Genomic DNA, 16,762 nt, shown 5'->3' with positions numbered 1-16,762 from the left:
CAGGGATCACCCCCCGAAAGCCGCGCCGCTCACGCGCCGGACTCTAATACCCGGGGACGCTCCGTGGTGTGATTGTGCGGTGTGATCTGCGCCCGACCGGAGAACGACCGGAAGGTGAACCGTGCGCGCCCTGGTCCTGCTGCTGGCCCCCTTCGCGGTGGTGGGCCTGCTGATCCTGCTGCTGCGCTGGACGTACGGCACCGGCAAGTCCCTGATCGCCCGTGAGCCGCGCCCGGGCGAGCCGGACGAGTACGGACTGCTCGTCCCGGTCGCCTCCCCCACCGACCGCGCCGAGGCCGAACGGCTCGCCGGGCTCCTCGCGGCGGCGGGCCTGCGGTACACCCTGGCCCCCACCAACGAGGGCCTCCGGCTGATGGTCTGGCCCGAGGACGAACAGACCGCGAAAGACGCTCTACGTCGCTGAGACCGTCCGCACACGGGCAACCACACCAGGGGCGCAGCCGAACCGTACGCACACGGGCAACCACAACAGGGGCGCGGGGAACTGCGCGCGCAACCGTGCACGGACGTTGTGCCCTGGTCGCGCAGTTCCCCGCGCCCCTGGGGGTACCCGCTCCTGAACGGTCGCTCCTGGGAGGTACCCGCTCCTGAACGGTCGCTCCTGGTGGGCTCCCCGTTCCGAAAGCCCCCCGGGAGGGGAACTCTCAGGGCTGCGCGATCAGGCCGAGGTCCTGGGCGAGGATCGCCGCCTGCACGCGGCTCCGCAGTCCCAGCTTCGCCAGGATCCGGCTCACGTGGGTCTTGGTGGTGGCCTCGGCCATCTCGAGGCGGCGGGAGATCTCGCCGTTGGAGAGCCCCGCGCCGAGGCAGCCGAGCACCTCGCGCTCACGGGGCGTCAGCCCGTCCACCGCGGCGCGGGCGCGGGGCTGGTCGGGCCGGTCGGGGCGGGCGAAGGTGCTGATCAGCCGCCGGGTGACGGAGGGGGCGAGCATGCCGTCGCCGCGGGCGACCGTGCGGATGGCCTCGATCAGGCTGTCCGCTTCGAGGTCCTTGAGCAGGAAGCCGGCCGCACCGGCCCGCAGCGCGCCGTAGACGTACTCGTCGTGGTCGAAGGTGGTGAGCACCAGCACCTGGGCCGTCCCGGCGGCGACCACCTGGCGGGTCGCCGAGACCCCGTCCAGCCGGGGCATCTGCACGTCCATCAGCACCACGTCCGGCCGCAGCTCGGCCGCCAGCCGGACGGCCTGCTCGCCGTCGCCCGCTTCGCCGACCACCTCGATGCCGGGTTCGCTGCGCAGGATCATCACCAGCGCGGCCCGCACGGCGGCCTGGTCCTCGGCCACCAGCACCCTGATCGTCACGACCCCTCCCTCGTCCTCGTCACGTTCGCCTCCTGCACCGTCTCCGACTCGCGCGGCAGCACCGCCCGCACCCGCCAGCGCTCGCCGTCGGGCCCGGCCTCGAAGCTGCCGCCCAGCAGTCCTGCCCGCTCCCCCATGCCCACCAGCCCGTACCGCGCCCCGGGCAGGGAGGCCCCGCCGGAGGTCCGGTACGGGCTGTCGACGGCGATCTCGACCCGCTCCGGACAGTACGTCAGCCCCAGCCGGACGGTGCCGGGGGCGGCGTACTTGAGCGCGTTGGTGAGCGACTCCTGCACGATCCGGTAGGCCGCCAGCTCCACCGGGACGGACAGCCCGCCGCGTTCGCCGTCCTCGGCCGCCTCGAAGACCAGCCCGGCCGCCGTACCGGCCGCACCGACCTGGGCCAGCAGGGTGTCCAGCGCGTCCAGGTTGGGCGCCTCGTACGAGGTCTCGTCCCGGGCCCGCAGCAGGCCGATCATGCGGCGCATCTCGGCCAGCCCCTGCACGCTGTTCTCCCGGATCACCGCCATCGCGGCCAGCAGCGGGTCGTCCGCGCCACGCTGCTGGCGCCGGGCCAGCGACTGGGCCCCGGTGGCGTGGATGGCGATCGCCGAGAGGTGGTTGGCGACCACGTCGTGCAGCTCGCGGGCCATTCTGGCGCGCTCCTCGACCACCGCCTCCCGGCGGTCCAGTTCGGCCAGCAGCGCGGTCTGCTCGGCTCGCAGGCGCTCGGTGTCGGCCCGTTCGCGGTGCTCGCGCAGCAGGTCGGCCGTGAAGACCGGTACGACGAAGACCAGCGCGGCGAACCCGGCCACCAGCAGCGCCCGGCCGACGGTGCCGTACGTCAGCGCCACCGTGCTGAGCGCCAGCGTGGACGCGCCACCGGTGACGTGCAGGATGGTCGACATCCGGCGGGAGCCGTAGAGCACCCCGGCGTAGAGCAGGTCGGTGTACATCACCACGGTCGCCAGGTTCGACCCGGCGACCAGGTTCGCCGCGAAGAACAGCCCGCCCAGGCTGACGGCCCAGATCGTCCGGGTCCGGCGCAGGAGTTCCAGGCCGGCCATCCCGGCGAGCGGCAGCAGCGTGACCCAGGCCGGGGCGGCGGTGCGGTCGTAGGCCCCGAAGGAGGTCAGCAGCAGGCCGCCGCACAGCCCGGCGAGGGCGATGGTCCGGTCCTCCTGGCGCGGGCTGAGACTGATCTTGAGCACGGGCCCATCTCATCACCCTCCGGCCGGTGCCGCGTGCACCGGCCGGAGGAGTGGCCCTACATCGAAGGTCGCAGGAGGTTCAGTGCGCGACCATGTCGTGCCTGCGGTGTTCCATCCCGCCCGCCACCCGCCCGATCACGGCAACCAGCGTGGCCGCCCACACCACGCTGAAGATGATCAGTGCGAGCAGGGGCAGCGGCTGGGCGGCGACCAGTGCGAGGCCGACCGACAGCGCCACCAAGGTCACCAGCACGGATCCCGGGACGTTGAGCAGTCCGGTCAGGAGTCCGTGCGCGGTCGGCCTGTCGTCCTTGAGTTCCACCTCGATCGCCTCCACGGCTGGGGGTGCCGGGCCGGAAGATCCCGGTCCCCCCATTCTCCGGCCGCCCGGCCGGGGACGCCCCCGCAGCACCCGGGCCCGGACGTCCGGGCGCTCAGCGGTTCTCGCCCGGCACCCAGAGCACGTCGCCGCGCTCCTTGTTCGCCGCCCGGGCCAGGATGAACAGCAGGTCGGAGAGCCGGTTCAGGTACTTGGCGGTCAGCGGGTTGACGCTGTCCCCGTGCTCGTCGATCGCCGCCCAGGTGGACCGCTCGGCGCGGCGGACGACCGTGCAGGCCAGGTGCAGGTACGCGGCGCCGGGGGTGCCGCCGGGGAGGATGAAGCTGCGCAGCTTCTCCAGCTGCTCCAGGTAGTGGTCGCAGTCGGTCTCCAGCCGGTCGATGTAGGTCTGGAGCACGCGCAGCGGCGGGTACTTCGGGTCCTCGACCACCGGGGTGGCGAGGTCCGCGCCCACGTCGAACAGGTCGTTCTGGATCCGGGTCAGCACGGCCGAGACGTCCTCGGGCAGCGCCCCGGCGGCGATCGCCACCCCGATCGCCGCGTTCGCCTCGTTGGTGTCGGCGTAGGCGGCCAGCCGGGGGTCGGTCTTGGTCGTGCGGCTCATGTCACCGAGCGCGGTGGTGCCGTCATCGCCGGTACGGGTGTAGATGCGCGTGAGATTGACCATGGGCCGCAGCCTAGTAGGTCCCGCGCGCGGCGGACCCGGGCACCGTCAGGCCGCGAACTGGACCATCCCGATCATGTTGCCCTCGCAGTCCTTGAACCACGCGGCGGCCCGCCCGCCGGACATCGCGGCGATCCCGTCGACGGTCTTCAGCCCCGGGAAGTCGTACTCCTCGAAGACCACGCCCCGGGCCCGCAGCCCGGCCACCTCCGCGGCGACGTCCGCGACCACGAGGGCCAGCTGAGTGTGCCCGCCACGGCTGGTGTTCGGCGTCGGGTACAGCCCGAACCGGGAGCCGTCGTCCAGCTGGTAGAAGTTCGCGCCCTCGGTCTCCTCGACCGGGGTCAGCCCGAGCTTCTCCTCGTACCAGCCCCTGGACCGCCCCACATCGGCGGTGGGGAGCATCGTCATCGCCCTGGCCTGTGTGAGCATCGGCCGGCCTCCTCGGGAGAGTGCCCCCTGGGACCAGCCTCGTCCCGTGGCCGGGAGCGGGCAACCCGGCCGGCGGCGCCGGACCCTGCCCGAGGGACAGCCGCTACGCGACGTTGACCTCCCCCACCCTCCGGGCGGGGGGACCCCCACCCCGAGGGTCTCGTCGCTACGCGACGTTGACCTCCCCCACCTCCGGGCGGGGGGACCCCCACCCCGAGGGTCTCGTCGCTACGCGACGTTGACCCTCTGCCCGGGGGGTGCGGCCTCCAGCCAGGCGAGGAAGCCGGTGAGGGCGTCGTCGCTCATGGCGAGCTCCAGAGGGGCGCCGTTGTGGAGGCAGCGCAGGACGACCGAGCCGGAGAGCAGGGCGAGCTCCTCCTGCCCCTCCGGGTAGCGGCGGCCGAGCACCTCGATCTCCCGGCGCGGGAGGACCTTCCGGGGGCGCGGGGCGTAGGAGAAGACCCGGAACCACTCGATCGAGTCGCCGCTGTAGCGGCCGATACCAAAAACCCACCCCTTGCCGTCGGTCACGGGGACCGGGGCTGAGGTGGGTTTGCCGTTCTCGTCGAGGTCTGGCTCGGTGGAGGCGTCGGCCGGCATTTTGAGCCGGTAGCTGCAGTCGAACGTACCGCCGACGCGCTGGATCACGCGCCGGCGTACCGCGAAGGCCACCAGGCCCGCCACTCCGAGCGCCACGACCGCCGCGCACACCACAAGGGCGAGGACCATGCTCACCGACCTCCTCGCTGACCTGCGTTCCCCGATCGGTCGTATCAACGACCGCGCTGTCCTACCAACTGATACGACAGTCCCGGGGTCACGCTCTCGCGTCCCCGGGACCGTCGGTCGACCCGGTTTGAACCGAGTCTGTCGTTCAGGCGGCCTTGCGGCGCCCGACGGCGACGAGGCGGACCTCGGCGCGGCGCTCGGCGTGCGCGTCCAGCTCGCTCTTCGCGAGTTCGAGCGCGCGCTCCGCGCGGGCGATGTCGATCTCGTCCGCCAGCTCGGCGATCTCCGCGAGCAGAGACAGCTTGTTGTCGGCGAAGGAGATGAAGCCACCGTGCACCGCCGCGACGACGGTGCCGCCGTCGGTGGTGCGGATGGTGACCGGGCCGGACTCCAGCACGCTCAGCACCGGGGTGTGGCCCGGCATGATGCCGGTGTCACCGGAGGCCGTACGGGCGACAACGATGGTGGCCGCACCGGACCACACCTTGCGGTCGGCTGCGACCAGCTCGACGTGCAGCTCAGCCAACGTGGGCTCCTAGGCTCTTGCGACCGCCGGATGACTCGGCGGTTGCGGTAAGAATAACGGGCCCGTGCCCCGGTGATGAAACCAGCGGCACGGAGATGACCGGAATCACAGCTCGTCCGAGCCGTGAGGGGTGGTCCCCAGGGTCGGGGACCACCCCTCACGGTCAGTCAGCCATCAGCCGGCTCGACTACTTCTTCGCCAGCTCGGCGGCGTTCTTCTCGAGGTCCTCGATGCCACCGCACATGAAGAAGGCCTGCTCCGGAACGGAGTCGTACTTGCCGTCAGCAATGCGGTTGAAGGCCTCGATGGTCTCCGAGAGCGGCACGGTCGAGCCCTCGACACCGGTGAACTGCTTCGCCACGTAGGTGTTCTGCGAGAGGAAGCGCTCGACGCGACGGGCACGGTGGACGGTGAGCTTGTCCTCCTCGCCCAGCTCGTCGATACCGAGGATCGCGATGATGTCCTGGAGGTCCTTGTACTTCTGCAGGATCCCCTTGATACGGATGGCCGTGTCGTAGTGGTCCTGCGCGATGTAGCGCGGGTCCAGGATGCGGGACGTGGAGTCCAGCGGGTCGACGGCCGGGTAGATGCCCTTCTCGGAGATCGGACGGGACAGAACCGTCGTCGCGTCGAGGTGGGCGAAGGTGGTCGCCGGGGCCGGGTCGGTCAGGTCGTCCGCGGGGACGTAGATCGCCTGCATCGAGGTGATCGAGTGACCGCGGGTCGAGGTGATGCGCTCCTGGAGGAGGCCCATCTCGTCGGCCAGGTTCGGCTGGTAACCCACCGCGGAGGGCATCCGGCCGAGCAGGGTCGACACCTCGGAACCGGCCTGGGTGAACCGGAAGATGTTGTCGATGAAGAGCAGGACGTCCTGCTGCTCGACGTCACGGAAGTACTCCGCCATCGTCAGAGCGGACAGGGCGACGCGCAGGCGGGTGCCCGGCGGCTCGTCCATCTGGCCGAAGACCAGCGCGGTCTTGTCCAGAACGCCCGAGTCGACCATCTCGTGGATGAGGTCGTTGCCCTCACGGGTGCGCTCGCCGACACCGGCGAAGACCGACACACCACCGAAGTTCTCGGCGACGCGGTAGATCATCTCCTGGATGAGGACGGTCTTACCGACACCGGCACCACCGAACAGACCGATCTTTCCACCGGTCACGTACGGGGTGAGGAGGTCGATGACCTTGATGCCGGTCTCGAACATCTCGGTCTTCGACTCAAGGTCCTTGAACTCAGGAGCCTTGCGGTGGATCGGCCAGCGGACCTCGACCTGCTTCTCGAACTCGGCCGCGTCGGTGTTCAGCACCTCGCCGAGGGCGTTGAAGACCTTGCCCTTGGTGATCTGGCCGACCGGGACCTCGATGGCCTTGCCCGTGTCGGTGACCGGGGTGCCGCGGACGACGCCGTCGGTCTGCTGCATCGAGATGCCGCGGACCAGGCCGTCACCGAGGTGCTGGGCGACCTCGAGGGTGATGGTCTTGGTGCCCTCGCTGCCGTCGGTCTTGGCGACCTCCAGCTTGAGCGCGTTGTACATGTGCGGGATCGCGTCGACGGGGAACTCCACGTCGACGACCGGGCCGATGACCCGCGCGACGCGGCCCGTCGCCGTGGTCGGCTCAACAGTGGTGGTCATGTCTTATTCACTCCCCGCGTTAGCGTCGGCGAGGGCATTGGCTCCGCCGATGATCTCGCTGATTTCCTGGGTGATCTCGGCCTGTCGGGCCGAGTTGGCAAGCCGCGTGAGCGACTTGATGAGTTCCTGCGCGTTGTCGGTCGCGCTCTTCATCGCGCGCCGGCGGGCGGCGTGCTCGGAAGCGGCGGACTGCAGCAGCGCGTTGTAGATCCGGCTCTCGACGTACCGGGGCAGGAGCGCGTCCAGGACGCCCTCCGCCGACGGCTCGAAGTCGTACAGCGGGAAGATCTCGTGCTTGGCCGCCGACTCGTCGCTGAGCTGGACCTCGTCCAGCTTCAGCGGCAGCAGCCGGGCGTCCACGGCGGTCTGAGTCAGCATGGACTCGAACTTGGTGGAGACCAGGTGCAGCTCGTCGACCGCCTCCGTCGTGAACGCCTCGATGAGCGTGCTCGCGACGAGCTTGGCGTCACCGTACGTCGGCTTGTCCGAGAAGCCCGTCCACGACGCCGCAACGGTGAGGTTGCGGAAGCCGTAGTACTGGACACCCTTGCGGCCGACGATGTACGTCACCACGTCCTTGCCCTCGGCCCGCAGACGGGCGGAGAGCGCGGTCGCCTGCTTGATGGCGTTGGTGGAGTAGCCGCCGGCCAGGCCGCGGTCCGCCGTGATCAGCAGGACTGCGGCCGTCTTGGCCTGCGGGTTCTCGGTGGTGAGCGGGTGCTTGGCGTTGGACCGGGTGGCCACCGCCGTCACCGCCCGCGTCAGCTCGTCGGCGTACGGGGTGGAGGCGGCCACCGCGCGCTGCGCCTTGACGATGCGCGACGCGGAGATCATCTCCATCGCCTTGGTGATCTTCTTCGTCGCGGTGACAGAGCGGATCCGGCGCTTGTAGACCCGAAGCTGTGCTCCCATGGGTCGTTACGTCCTTTCCCTCGCTACCGGACTCAGGCCTGCTCGCCGAGCAGCTTGCCGTCGGCGGTGGTGAAGCCCAGCTTGAAGGCCTTGATCGCCTCGGTCAGCGCGTCGATCGTGCCGTCCTCCAGCTTGGAGGTCTCCACGATCGCGGCCAGCAGGTTCTTGTGCTCGATGCGCAGGTTGTCCAGGAACTCGCGCTCGAAGCGGCGGATGTCCGCCACCGGGACGTCGTCCAGCTTGCCGGTGGTGCCGGCCCAGATGGAGACGACCTGCTCCTCGACCGGGAACGGCTGGTACTGGCCCTGCTTCAGCAGCTCGACCATGCGCGCACCGCGCTCCAGCTGGGCCTTCGAGGCCGCGTCCAGGTCGGAACCGAAGGCGGCGAACGCCTCCAGCTCGCGGTACTGGGCGAGGTCCAGACGCAGACGGCCGGCGACCGACTTCATCGCCTTGATCTGGGCCGAGCCACCGACGCGGGAGACCGAGATACCGACGTTCACGGCCGGGCGGATGCCGGCGTTGAACAGGTCGGACTCCAGGAAGCACTGGCCGTCGGTGATGGAGATGACGTTGGTCGGGATGTACGCCGAGACGTCGTTCGCCTTGGTCTCGATGATCGGCAGACCGGTCATCGAGCCCGCGCCCAGCTCGTCGGAGAGCTTCGCGCAGCGCTCCAGCAGGCGGGAGTGCAGGTAGAAGACGTCACCCGGGTAGGCCTCGCGGCCCGGCGGACGGCGCAGCAGCAGCGACACGGAGCGGTACGCCTCGGCCTGCTTCGACAGGTCGTCGAAGATGATGAGGACGTGCTTGCCGTCGTACATCCACTCCTGGCCGATGGCCGAGCCGGTGTACGGGGCGAGGTACTTGAAGCCCGCGGGGTCCGAGGCGGGAGCGGCCACGATCGTGGTGTACTCCAGCGCGCCGGCCTCCTCCAGGGCGCCACGCACCGAGGCGATGGTGGAGCCCTTCTGGCCGATGGCGACGTAGATGCAGCGGACCTGCTTCTTCGGGTCGCCGGAGCGCCAGTTGTCACGCTGGTTGATGATCGTGTCGACGGCCACCGCGGTCTTGCCGGTCTGGCGGTCGCCGATGATCAGCTGGCGCTGGCCGCGGCCGATCGGGGTCATCGCGTCGATGGCCTTGATGCCGGTCTGCATCGGCTCGTGGACCGACTTGCGGACCATGACACCGGGGGCCTGCAGCTCCAGGGCACGACGGGCGTGCGAGGCGATGTCGCCCAGGCCGTCGATCGGGTTGCCCAGCGGGTCCACGACACGGCCGAGGTAGCCCTCGCCGACCGGTACCGAGAGGACCTCGCCGGTGCGGTGCACCGTCTGGCCCTCTTCGATCCCCGAGAACTCACCGAGGATGACGACACCGATCTCGCGGGTGTCGAGGTTCAGCGCGAGGCCGAGGGTGCCGTCCTCGAACTTCAGCAGCTCGTTGGCCATGACCGAGGGCAGGCCCTCGACCTTGGCGATACCGTCCATCGCCTCAGTGACCGTGCCGACCTCTTCACGCGAGGCGGCGTCCGGCTGGTACGACTGGACAAAGTCGGCCAGCGCGTCCCGGATCTCCTCCGGACGGATCGTAAGCTCCGCCATCAGGCTTCCCTGCTCTCCTAGTTTGCGATCCTCGGCCCGCCATTGAGGGCCGCAAGTATTCGACTCTCGGCCGGGTCGTTGCCGAACCGGCCGTACGATTTACCGGCTCCTGAGGGGAACCGGCGCCCGACCGAGGGTCGGATGTTTCCGAGATGTTCAGCCTTCGAGGGCCTGACGAGCGCCTTCCAGGCGGCTCGACACGGTGCCGTCGATGATCTCGTCACCGATCTGCACCCGAAGACCGCCGACGACCGCGGGGTCGATGTCGATGTTCAGGTGCACGTGGCGCCCGTAGAGCCGGCCCAGAGCGCCGCTGAGGCGCTCCTTCTGGCTGTCCGACAGCGGCACTGCGGTGGTGACCAGGGCCACCACGCGGTCCCGCCGGGCGGCGGCGAGCTTGGAGTAGGACTCCAGGCCCTGTTCCAGGCTACGACCACGCGGCTTGGTGACCAGCGAGGTGACCAGGCGCGCGGTGCCGGCGTTGACCCGGCCGCCGAGCAGCTTGGCGATCAGCGCGGTCTTGCCGGCCGTACCCGCCTTGGGCTCGGTCAGCGCGGCGCGCAGGTCGTGCGAGCCGCTGACGATCCGGCCGAAGCGGAACAGCTCGTCCTCGACGTCGTCCAGCACACCGGCCTTGTCGGCGGCGATGACCTCGGCGTACGCGGCGAGCTGCTCGACCGAGTCCACCAGGTCACGCGCACCCGACCAGCGGGCCCGCACCAGACCGGAGACCAGGTCGACCGTCTCGCCGGAGACCTGGCCGGCCAGCAGCGAGGCGGCCAGCTGGGCCTTGTCCTGACCGGACCGCGAGGGGTCGGTCAGTACGCGGCGCAGCGAGACCTCGCGGTCCAGCAGGTCGGTGACGGCAGCGAGCTCCTGGGCCAGCTTGGCCGAGTCCACCGAGGTGTTGTCGGTCAGGCTGTCGAGGTTCTCGCGGCCGGCGGCCAGTGCCTCACGGCTGGCGCCGATCACTTCGACGCACCCTGGGCAACGGCGGCCTTGGCCTCCAGGTCGTCCAGGAAGCGGTCGATGACACCGCTCTGCCGGGCGGAGTCCTCAAGGGACTCACCCACGATGCGGGAGGCCAGCTGCGAAGCGAGCGAACCCACGTCCTGGCGCAGGGCGGCAGTCGCCTGCTTCTTGTCCGCCTCGATCTGGGCGTGACCTGCGGCGACGATGGCCTCGCGCTGACGCTGGCCCTCCTCGCGCATCTCGCCGATCAGGGCAGCGCCCTGCTCACGGGCGTGCTCGGTGATCCGAGCGGCCTCGTGACGTGCCTCGGCAAGCTCGGCACGGTACTGCTCAAGCAGGGCCTGGGCCTCGGCCTGAGCAGTCTCCGCGCGCTCCATGCCGCCTTCGATGGCGTCCCGGCGCTCCGACAGCACCTTCTCGATGCTGGGCAGGAGCTTCTTGCCGAGGATGCCGAAGACGATGAAGAAGCAGAGCAGGCCGATGATGACCTCGGGCCATGCGGGGAGAAGCGGGTTCATCTGCTCCTCTGCCGCAATCAAGACCTCGGGGCTCATATCTGAACCTTTCGTCGAAAAGGGGCTACCGGTGTGTGCCGGACTTACTTGCCGTACACAAACGGCATGACGATGCCGATGAGCGCGAGCGCCTCGGTCAGCGCGAAGCCGATGAACATGTTGGAGCGGATCAGGCCGGCAGCCTCGGGCTGACGGGCCATGGCCTGCACACCGTTGCCGAAGATCAGACCAACACCGATGCCGGGGCCGATCGCAGCGAGGCCGTAGCCGATGGAAGCGACGGAACCGGAGACCGCAGCGAGAGAGGACATCTCAGCTAATCCTTTGCGGGATGGAGAACCGGTGGTGGTTGGCCACCGGGAGTTTCGGGGGTGCAGCCGGGGAGGCCGCAGGGCTCAGTGCGCCTCTTCGAGAGCACCGGCGATGTAGCTGCTGGCGAGCATCACGAAGATGTACGCCTGCAGGAACTGGACCAGCAGCTCGAAGGCGGTCAGCGCGACGGCGACCACGAACGAGACCGAGCCGTACAGGGCGCCGATGCTCGGGCTGAGCAGGTACCAGGAAGCGACGGAGAAGACCACGATCAGCAGGTGGCCGGCGAACATGTTCGCGAAGGCTCGGACCGCGAGCGTGAAGGGGCGCACGAAGATGTTCGAGAAGAACTCGATCGGCACCAGGATGAACATGACCCAGCCGGGGATGCCCGACGGCCAGCAGAGGTTCTTCAGTCCGCCCACGAAGCCGTGCTTCTTGAACGTCAGCGTCATGTACGTGATCCACACGATCGCCGCGAGGCCCACCGGGAAGGCGATCCTCGACATCACCGGGAACTGGGCGAACGGGATGATGGACATGATGTTCATGATCCACACGAAGAAGAACATCGAGACCAGCATCGGGACGTACTTCTCGCCCTTTTTGCCGATGGTCTCCAGCACGATGCTGCGCTTCACGAAGTCGTAGCCGATCTCGCCGACCAGCTGGAGCTTGCCCGGGAGCAGCTTCGGCTTGGCGAACGCGGCCCAGAAGAACCCGACGACCAGCAAGGCGCAGATAATCGACAGCAGCATCGGCTTGGTGAAGTCGACACCGCCGACCGTGAACATCGGCTTGAAGTCGAACTCGTTCAGGCCGGGGGCCGGGAAGCCGCAGCCGGAGTTCAGGTGGCACCCGGCCTCGGCGACGCGCGTTACGTCAGCACCCACCACAGACTCCTTCGTCATGACGCATGGTTACGGCAACCTCGGTGTGTCGGCGTGGCCTGCGGCCACGGTGCGGCACTGGAACTAGTTGGGGATCTCGCTGACCCTGCGCGGCTCCACTTGCTGCCGCGGGATCTTCGAAGACTGCACGAGTCCGGGGGGCGATCCGTCCGGGTGGTATGTGTCCACCACTCGACGAGACCTGGCCTCTTCCCGTACTTCGTTGTTGCGACGGACGATAGCAGTCCGTCAGGGCGGCATAAACACCGCCCCCCTCGCGCGGGGGACAGCCGGGAGGCGTCACGGTTGACGCCCCGGCTTCGAGTCCTTGTCGTCGGAGGAGCCGGTCTGCACGTAGTAGATCTTCGCCTTCATGGCGGCGCGCACCTGGAATCCGGTCCAGATCAGGACGCAGCCGAGCAGCGTGAAGCCGAAGACCTTGGTGTCGAAGAGCGTGGTGTGTTTGAAGAGCGCCAACACCACCGCCACCAGCAGGATCTGGGTGGTGTACACCAGCAGTCCCGCGGCCATCATCATCTGCGGGTTGTTCCTGGTCAGCCGGTCGAGCGCGACCTGGCCGAAGCCGAAGAACAGGATCACCAGCACTGCCGCGAACAGCGCGCCGATCAGCCCCTTGGTCCCCACGAGTGCAGTGGAGATCGCAACGGCGACAACTCCGGCGACCGCAGTGGGGATTGCGGCGCCGCGGAGGGGGATCCGGGCGTCGTGGGACGGCATGTCGGCAGCTCCGGCGGCATGTCGAGAGAGACGGGGGACGGCACAGGGGGTGCGGCAGGTGCGGCAGGTGCACCACACCGAGAACAACAGCCGCAGGCCGGCCGTTCGACGGCGAGCCCGTCGAGGGACCGATCAGGGACTGGAGTACTTCACCTGTCAGGTCTTTCGGCGTGTTCTCGGTACTCGTGAACGGTATCACAAACTATTTGATTAGAGCTTTACCATGCAGGTGTGGCACCTGTCACACCGATGGCCCAACCGTGCCGCCGTTCGGGCGAGCCCAGTTGACGCAGCGTCAGCTCTTGCCGTCGCGGCGGCCGCCGACCGCGCTGGCGCCGGTGCCGAGCCGTCCGAGCAGCTCCCGGTCCTCGGCGGAGAGCTCCGCGAGGTCGGCCGCCACCGGGCTCTCCGCCGGGGTCCGCACCGCCGCCGGGGAGACCGTCTTGCGGTAGCGCGGCGGGACGAAGGCCTGCACGGCGCGGGGCGCGTGCGGGCGGAAGCGCGGCATCAGCAGCACCACGATGCCCACCAGGCAGAGGCCGGAGAAGGTCAGCACCACGGTGCGGGCGGTGTTGGTGATCGAGACGGCGACGGTGCCGAAGGCGATCAGGGCGGCCCAGAAGTACATGATCAGCACGGCCCGGCTGTGCGAGTGCCCGACCTCCAGCAGCCGGTGGTGCAGGTGCTGCTTGTCGGCGGCGAACGGCGACTTGCCGGCCCAGGTGCGCCGCACCACGGCCAGCAGCAGGTCGGCCAGCGGCAGCGCGATGACCGTCAGCGGCAGCAGCAGCGGGATGTAGATCGGCACCAGGGCGTGCACGGTGGCGGTCTTCGAGCCCGTCTCCGCGGTGATCAGGTCGGGGTCGACGCGGCCGGTGATGGAGATCGCCGCGACCGCGAGCATCAGCCCGAGCATCATCGAGCCGGAGTCGCCCATGAAGATCCGGGCCGGGTGCAGGTTGTGCGGCAGGAAGCCCAGGCACATCCCGATCAGCACCGCGCTGAACAGCACGGCCGGGGCCGCGTCGTTGATGCCGTAGCCGTACCAGAGCCGGTACGAGTACAGGAAGAACGCCACCGCGGCGATGCAGACCATGCCGGCCGCCAGGCCGTCGAGGCCGTCGATGAAGTTCACCGCGTTGACCATCACCACCACCAGGGCGACCGAGATGATCATGCCCTGGGTCGGGGTGACGGCGACCGAGCCGTAGCCGGGGACGGGGATCGAGATCACCGTCACGCCCTGCCAGACCATCAGGCCGGCGGCGATCATCTGGCCGCCGAGCTTCACCAGGGCGTCCACGCCCCACTTGTCGTCCAGCACGCCGAGCACGAACATGATCCCGGCGCCGGAGAGCAGCGCCTTGACGTCCGCGCTCTGGATGAACAGACGTCCGAGGTTCGTGAGTTGCGAGGCCACCAGCAGACCGGCGCAGAGGCCGCCGAACATCGCGATCCCGCCCAGGCGGGGCGTCGGTTCACGGTGCACGTCACGGGCCCGGACCGGGGGCATCGCACCCGCCAGGATGGCGAACTTCCGGACGGGTCCGGTCAGCAGGTAGGTGACCGCCGCCGTGACGACGAGCACCAGCAGATATTCACGCACCACTGGCCTCCTGCGTCACGGTCCGACGGGTGAGTACCGAAGGTACTCCCGTGATTGTCCGGGGTTCGAGGTGCGTCGCCACGGTGCACACCTTATTGAGTTGGACGAGCACTCCGCGCACCGCGGTTCTCCCTGCGGGCGTTCCGGTCCGGTCAGCCGCCGGCGAAGGCCCCCGCCAGCTCGCGCACCCGGGCCCCGATCCGGGCCTGGTCACCCCCGCTGAGCAGCGCGGTAATCAGCTCGCCGACCTCCGCGAGCTCGCTCTCGCCCATCCCCTGGGCCACCACCGCTCCGGTGCCGAGCCGGATGCCGGAGGTCTCGGCGGCGGGGGCGGGGTCGTACGGGAGTGCGCACTTGCCGAGCATCAGTCCGGCCGCCGCGCAGCGGCGCTCCGCCTCGACGCCGGTGACCCCGAGCGGGCTGACGTCCGCCGTGACGAGGTGGGTGTCCGTCCCGCCGGTCATCGGGCGGGCTCCCCCGCGCTGCAACGCTCCGGCCAGGGAGCGCGCGCTGTCGACCACGCGCCGGATGTAGGCGCTGAACTCCGGCGTACCCGCCTGCGCGAGAGCGACGGCCTTGCCCGCCACCTCGTTCATCGCCGCGCCGCCCTGGGTGAACGGGAACACCGCCCGGTCCACCCGGTCCGCCAGCTCGGCCGTGCAGAGCAGCAGCCCGCCGCGCGGCCCGCGCAGCAGCTTGTGGGTGGCGGCGACCGTGACATCCGCGTACGGCACCGGGGACGGCGCCGCTCCCCCGGCCACCAGGCCGGTGATCTGCGCGGCCGAGGCGATCAGGTAGGCGTCCACCTCGTCGGCGATCTTGCGGAAGCCGGCCCAGTCGACCAGCCGGGGGTAGGAGATCCCGCCCGCGATGATCGCCTTCGGCCGGTGCAGCCGCGCCAGCTCGCGCACCTGGTCGAGGTCGATCAGTCCGTCCTGCTCGTGCACGCCGTACCCGATGAAGTCGAACCAGCGCCCGGAGAAGTTCGCCCGCGACCCGCAGCTCAGGTGACCGCCGTGCTCCAGCGACATCGCGAGCACCACGTCGCCCGGCTTGAGCAGCGCCGCGTAGGCCGCGAGCATCGCCGAAGTCGCCGACCTGGGTTGGACGTTGGCGTGGTCCGCGGCGAACAGCCGTTCGGCCCGGTCGACCGCGAGCAGCTCCGCCGCGTCCGCGAGCGAGCAGCCGCTGTGGTGCCGGCGGCCCGGGTAGCCCTCGGCGTACTTGTCGATCAGCGGCCCGCCGAGCGCGGCGAGCACCGCCGGACTGGTGACGTTCTCCCCCGCCAGCAGTTGCAGGCTCTCGGCCCGCCGGACGGCCTCCCCGGTCAACAGGTCGGCCAGCTCGGGATCGGCCCGCAGCAGCGCGTCCGGGGCCTTCCAGTCGACGGCCCGGGCGGCGTGCGGGGCGTTGGTGACGGTCATGACGGGGCTCCCGAGCAGCGGTGGTCAGGGACCTCTCCAGCGTATGACCGGCCCCATCCCCCGGCCCGTCAGCACAGGGCCCTCTACGCCGTCAGGGCGCAGCCCTCCGGGGGCGTGAGGTGAACCGTACGCAACCGAGTACCCCCAGGGGCGCGGGGAACTGCGCGACCAGGGCACAACGGACGTGCACGGTTGCGCGCGCAGTTCCCCGCGCCCCTGCTGTGGTTGCACGGTTGCGTACGCGATCCCCGCACCCCTGGGGACCCGATCGCGTACGGTCAGCCCCGGTGGACGCCGGTCAGCGCGGTGACCACGGGGTCGAGCGCGTCGAAGATCTCCTCGCCGCAGTTGCGGAACATCCCGATCGGCGCGCCGTACGGGTCGTCGACCTCGTCCGCCTCGGGGGTGGACGCGAGCAGCCAGCCCCGCAGTGCCGCCGCCGCGCGGACCAGCGCGCGGGCCCGCTCGGTGACGTGTCCGCCGTCCCGCGGGTCCGGCAGGGTGCTCGGGTCGATCCGGCGGACCAGCCGGGTGAACTCCTTGAGCGTGAAGGTCCGCAGGCCGGCCGCGTGCCCCATCGAGATCACCTGCGCCCGGTGGTCGAGCGTCGCGGTGAGGACGAGGTCCGCGTCGACCACGTGTTCGTCCAGCAGCTCGCGGCCCGCGAAGTCACCGCTGTCGACGCCGTACTCGCCGAGCACGGTGGCGGCGTGCGCCTCCATCGGCGCGCCCTCGTGCCCCCAGGTGCCCGCGCTCTCGACCAGGATCCGGCCCGCCGCCGCGCCGCTGAGGCGGACGTGCAGCTCGTGCCGGGTCAGCCGCTCGGCGATCGGGCCACGGCAGACGTTGCCGGTGCAGACGAAGAGGATCCGGAAGGTGTCCAGCGGCCGGGGCGAGACCGCGATGTAGCCGGGTATGCCAGACCC

The 16,762-nt window shown here is 70.0% G+C and carries 19 protein-coding genes; 1 reads left to right on the top strand and 18 read right to left on the bottom strand.

Features of this window, described 5'->3' with window-relative positions:
- The first annotated feature begins 121 nt into the window (after positions 1-121).
- The gene (locus tag ABD330_RS03300; RefSeq protein WP_344460416.1) at positions 122-424 is read left to right on the top strand and encodes a hypothetical protein; all 303 of its coding nucleotides are present in this window, start codon (positions 122-124) and stop codon (positions 422-424) included.
- Between the two features lie 241 nt (positions 425-665).
- Here ABD330_RS03300 and ABD330_RS03295 read toward each other — a convergent pair whose 3' ends face one another.
- The 18 genes from ABD330_RS03295 to ABD330_RS03210 all read right to left on the bottom strand — a co-directional run bounded on the left by ABD330_RS03295 (position 666) and on the right by ABD330_RS03210 (position 16,753).
- On the bottom strand, positions 666-1,322 hold the full coding sequence (locus ABD330_RS03295; RefSeq protein WP_344460414.1) for a response regulator: 657 nt from the start codon (positions 1,320-1,322) through the stop codon (positions 666-668).
- Positions 1,319-2,533, bottom strand: a complete 1,215-nt coding sequence (locus ABD330_RS03290) for a sensor histidine kinase (protein ID WP_344460412.1) — start codon at positions 2,531-2,533, stop codon at positions 1,319-1,321. Before ABD330_RS03290 ends, ABD330_RS03295 begins: the two co-directional genes overlap by 4 nt.
- A gap of 79 nt (positions 2,534-2,612) precedes the next feature.
- Complete coding sequence (locus ABD330_RS03285) at positions 2,613-2,855, bottom strand: hypothetical protein (RefSeq protein ID WP_344460410.1); 243 nt, start codon at positions 2,853-2,855, stop codon at positions 2,613-2,615.
- Positions 2,856-2,967: 112 nt separating this feature from the next.
- Positions 2,968-3,540, bottom strand: coding sequence for a cob(I)yrinic acid a,c-diamide adenosyltransferase (locus ABD330_RS03280; RefSeq protein ID WP_344460408.1), 573 nt, complete (start codon positions 3,538-3,540; stop codon positions 2,968-2,970).
- 45 nt (positions 3,541-3,585) lie between these two features.
- Positions 3,586-3,969: a VOC family protein gene (locus ABD330_RS03275; protein ID WP_344460406.1), complete on the bottom strand. Its 384-nt coding sequence runs from the start codon at positions 3,967-3,969 to the stop codon at positions 3,586-3,588.
- Between the two features lie 228 nt (positions 3,970-4,197).
- Positions 4,198-4,698, bottom strand: a complete 501-nt coding sequence (locus ABD330_RS03270) for a DUF2550 domain-containing protein (RefSeq protein ID WP_344460404.1) — start codon at positions 4,696-4,698, stop codon at positions 4,198-4,200.
- Between the two features lie 145 nt (positions 4,699-4,843).
- Positions 4,844-5,224, bottom strand: a complete 381-nt coding sequence (locus ABD330_RS03265; RefSeq protein WP_344460402.1) for a F0F1 ATP synthase subunit epsilon — start codon at positions 5,222-5,224, stop codon at positions 4,844-4,846.
- 187 nt (positions 5,225-5,411) lie between these two features.
- Positions 5,412-6,860, bottom strand: coding sequence for a F0F1 ATP synthase subunit beta (gene atpD / locus ABD330_RS03260; protein WP_344460400.1), 1,449 nt, complete (start codon positions 6,858-6,860; stop codon positions 5,412-5,414).
- Between the two features lie 3 nt (positions 6,861-6,863).
- The gene (locus ABD330_RS03255; protein ID WP_344460398.1) at positions 6,864-7,772 is read right to left on the bottom strand and encodes a F0F1 ATP synthase subunit gamma; all 909 of its coding nucleotides are present in this window, start codon (positions 7,770-7,772) and stop codon (positions 6,864-6,866) included.
- A 32-nt stretch (positions 7,773-7,804) separates the two neighbouring features.
- Positions 7,805-9,379 carry a F0F1 ATP synthase subunit alpha gene (gene atpA, locus ABD330_RS03250; RefSeq protein ID WP_344460396.1) on the bottom strand — a complete coding sequence of 525 codons (1,575 nt, stop codon included), beginning with the start codon at positions 9,377-9,379 and terminating at the stop codon, positions 7,805-7,807.
- 156 nt (positions 9,380-9,535) lie between these two features.
- Positions 9,536-10,351 (bottom strand): F0F1 ATP synthase subunit delta, encoded by an 816-nt coding sequence (locus ABD330_RS03245; RefSeq protein ID WP_344460394.1) that lies wholly within the window; start codon positions 10,349-10,351, stop codon positions 9,536-9,538.
- Entirely contained in the window at positions 10,348-10,905 is a 558-nt protein-coding gene (locus ABD330_RS03240) for a F0F1 ATP synthase subunit B (RefSeq protein ID WP_344460392.1), read from the bottom strand. Before ABD330_RS03240 ends, ABD330_RS03245 begins: the two co-directional genes overlap by 4 nt.
- 44 nt (positions 10,906-10,949) lie before the next feature.
- The gene (gene atpE, locus ABD330_RS03235) at positions 10,950-11,177 is read right to left on the bottom strand and encodes an ATP synthase F0 subunit C (protein ID WP_344460390.1); all 228 of its coding nucleotides are present in this window, start codon (positions 11,175-11,177) and stop codon (positions 10,950-10,952) included.
- Positions 11,178-11,261: 84 nt separating this feature from the next.
- Positions 11,262-12,089: a F0F1 ATP synthase subunit A gene (gene atpB, locus ABD330_RS03230; protein WP_344460388.1), complete on the bottom strand. Its 828-nt coding sequence runs from the start codon at positions 12,087-12,089 to the stop codon at positions 11,262-11,264.
- Between the two features lie 279 nt (positions 12,090-12,368).
- Positions 12,369-12,806 carry a Cg1360 family ATP-synthase-associated protein gene (locus ABD330_RS03225; RefSeq protein ID WP_486327074.1) on the bottom strand — a complete coding sequence of 146 codons (438 nt, stop codon included), beginning with the start codon at positions 12,804-12,806 and terminating at the stop codon, positions 12,369-12,371.
- A gap of 295 nt (positions 12,807-13,101) precedes the next feature.
- Positions 13,102-14,412 (bottom strand): MraY family glycosyltransferase, encoded by a 1,311-nt coding sequence (locus tag ABD330_RS03220; protein WP_344460384.1) that lies wholly within the window; start codon positions 14,410-14,412, stop codon positions 13,102-13,104.
- Between the two features lie 152 nt (positions 14,413-14,564).
- On the bottom strand, positions 14,565-15,836 hold the full coding sequence (locus ABD330_RS03215; RefSeq protein ID WP_344460382.1) for a serine hydroxymethyltransferase: 1,272 nt from the start codon (positions 15,834-15,836) through the stop codon (positions 14,565-14,567).
- Between the two features lie 278 nt (positions 15,837-16,114).
- Positions 16,115-16,753 carry an arsenate reductase/protein-tyrosine-phosphatase family protein gene (locus tag ABD330_RS03210; RefSeq protein WP_344460631.1) on the bottom strand — a complete coding sequence of 213 codons (639 nt, stop codon included), beginning with the start codon at positions 16,751-16,753 and terminating at the stop codon, positions 16,115-16,117.
- Between the last annotated feature and the right edge of the window lie 9 nt (positions 16,754-16,762).

It is taken from the genome of Kitasatospora kazusensis, assembly GCF_039529945.1.
Taxonomy (GTDB): domain Bacteria; phylum Actinomycetota; class Actinomycetes; order Streptomycetales; family Streptomycetaceae; genus Kitasatospora; species Kitasatospora kazusensis.
Note: the sequence above shows the minus strand (reverse complement) of the source record. Positions and strands in the feature narration are given on the sequence as shown.

Coding starts and splice junctions, on each gene's coding strand:
- ABD330_RS03280 (WP_344460408.1), bottom strand. CDS start 3,540: ATGGTCAATCTCACGCGCATCTACACCCGTACCGGCGATGACGGCACC.
- ABD330_RS03275 (WP_344460406.1), bottom strand. CDS start 3,969: ATGCTCACACAGGCCAGGGCGATGACGATGCTCCCCACCGCCGATGTG.
- ABD330_RS03270 (WP_344460404.1), bottom strand. CDS start 4,698: ATGGTCCTCGCCCTTGTGGTGTGCGCGGCGGTCGTGGCGCTCGGAGTG.
- atpD (WP_344460400.1), bottom strand. CDS start 6,860: ATGACCACCACTGTTGAGCCGACCACGGCGACGGGCCGCGTCGCGCGG.
- ABD330_RS03255 (WP_344460398.1), bottom strand. CDS start 7,772: ATGGGAGCACAGCTTCGGGTCTACAAGCGCCGGATCCGCTCTGTCACC.
- atpA (WP_344460396.1), bottom strand. CDS start 9,379: ATGGCGGAGCTTACGATCCGTCCGGAGGAGATCCGGGACGCGCTGGCC.
- ABD330_RS03240 (WP_344460392.1), bottom strand. CDS start 10,905: ATGAGCCCCGAGGTCTTGATTGCGGCAGAGGAGCAGATGAACCCGCTT.
- atpE (WP_344460390.1), bottom strand. CDS start 11,177: ATGTCCTCTCTCGCTGCGGTCTCCGGTTCCGTCGCTTCCATCGGCTAC.
- atpB (WP_344460388.1), bottom strand. CDS start 12,089: ATGACGAAGGAGTCTGTGGTGGGTGCTGACGTAACGCGCGTCGCCGAG.
- ABD330_RS03225 (WP_486327074.1), bottom strand. CDS start 12,806: ATGCCGTCCCACGACGCCCGGATCCCCCTCCGCGGCGCCGCAATCCCC.
- ABD330_RS03215 (WP_344460382.1), bottom strand. CDS start 15,836: ATGACCGTCACCAACGCCCCGCACGCCGCCCGGGCCGTCGACTGGAAG.